This window comes from Streptomyces sp. FH025 (genome assembly GCF_017427025.1).
Lineage (GTDB): Bacteria > Actinomycetota > Actinomycetes > Streptomycetales > Streptomycetaceae > Kitasatospora.
The window spans coordinates 1-1,432 of sequence record NZ_JAFLNG010001135.1 but is presented as its reverse complement, the minus strand read 5'-3'; the positions used below and the strand labels follow the sequence as shown (position 1 = coordinate 1,432).

Annotated in this window: 2 protein-coding genes; both read right to left on the bottom strand. The window is 69.0% G+C overall.

Going from position 1 to position 1,432, the window contains the following annotated elements; genetic code table 11:
- Positions 1–42: 42 nt before the first annotated feature.
- On the bottom strand, positions 43–483 hold the full coding sequence (locus J0670_RS37955; RefSeq protein WP_207817320.1) for a phage tail protein: 441 nt from the start codon (positions 481–483) through the stop codon (positions 43–45).
- Positions 484–541: 58 nt separating this feature from the next.
- A partial coding sequence (locus J0670_RS37950; RefSeq protein WP_207817319.1) for a phage tail sheath subtilisin-like domain-containing protein occupies positions 542–1,432 on the bottom strand: 891 nt, incomplete at its 5' end.

Below are 1,432 nucleotides of genomic sequence, written 5' to 3'. Positions count from 1 at the left end.
CGGGGGCCCGTTCCAGCAGCTCCTCCAGGCCGATCTTCCGCCTCACTCGACGCTGATCTCTTCGAACACGATGGTCACGGTCTCCGTCGCGGCGCTGGACTCGCCCGCGGTGAGCGTGGGGCCCTCCCAGCGGCTGGCCCAGGCGTTCATGAGCTGGATGCGCCGCAGGGTGGCACCGGTGGTGTCCTTGACCTCGATGGTGAGGTTCTGCCGCGCGGTGTTGATCGCCCCGTTGTTGAGGGTCTCCTTGATCCAGTCCGTGAACGCGCCGCTCTTGTCGAGGCCGCGGGTGATCGTCACCTCGCCGGGCAGCCGGGCGCCGGGCTGCTTGCGGACGATCAGCTTGCCCTCTTGGGTCACCTGCTTGTACTCGACGACGTCCTGATCGACCGTCAGATTGCTGATCTCCTTGACGGACTCGACGTTGTAGCCGCCGAGTTGGACGCCGAAGATATGAGTGGAGAGCGGATCGCCTTCAGCCATGGCGTGCTGTCACCTTCCGATGCGATGAGTGCGAGGTGCGGGGTGCCGACCGGGCCGGTCACTCGTTGACGAGGCTCGTGCTGTCGGAGAACTGGGCCAGCCGGAACACCACGAACTCCGCCGGCTTCACCGGTGCGACCCCGATCTCGCAGATCACCTGTCCGAGGTCGATGGACTCCTGCGGGTTGTTGTCGCGGTCGCACTTGACGTAGAAGGCCTCGGCCGCGGTCTGGCCGAACAGCGACCCGCGCCGCCACTCCTCGGTGAGGAACGCGGTGATGTTCCGGCGGATGCTGGACCACAGCCGGTCGTCGTTGGGCTCGAAGACCACCCACTGGGTCCCCAGGAGGATGGACTCCTCCAGGTAGTTGAAGAGCCGGCGCACGTTCAGGTAGCGCCAGGCCGGGTCGGAGGAGAGGGTGCGCGCGCCCCAGATCCGTATGCCGCGCCCGGGGAAGGCCCGGACGCAGTTGACGCCGATCGGGTTGAGCAGGTCCTGCTCGCCCTTGCTCAGGCGCAGCTCCAGGTCGACCGCGCCGCGGATGACCTCGTTGGCCGGCGCCTTGTGCACTCCGCGCTCGGCGTCGCTGCGCGCCCACACCCCGGCGACGTGCCCGCTCGGCGGGACCAGCACGTTGCGGCCGCTCGCCGGGTCGAACACCTTGATCCACGGGTAGTACAGGGCGGCGTAGCGGGAGTCGAAGCCCGCCTCCTCGTTGCGCCAGGTGCGCATCCGCTGGGCGTTCAGGCCGGGCGGCGGGTCGAGGACGGCGATCCGGTCGCCCATCTGCTCGCAGTGCGACATCACCGCCAGCTGGACGGTCCGCAGGCCCTCGTCGTCGAGGTCGCCGCGCTGGTAGGCGCTCATCAGGTCGGGCACCGCGACCATGGTGATCTCGTCGATCGCCTCCAGGCCGGCGAAGCCGGTGCGGGCCGCGGCGTCGCCGAC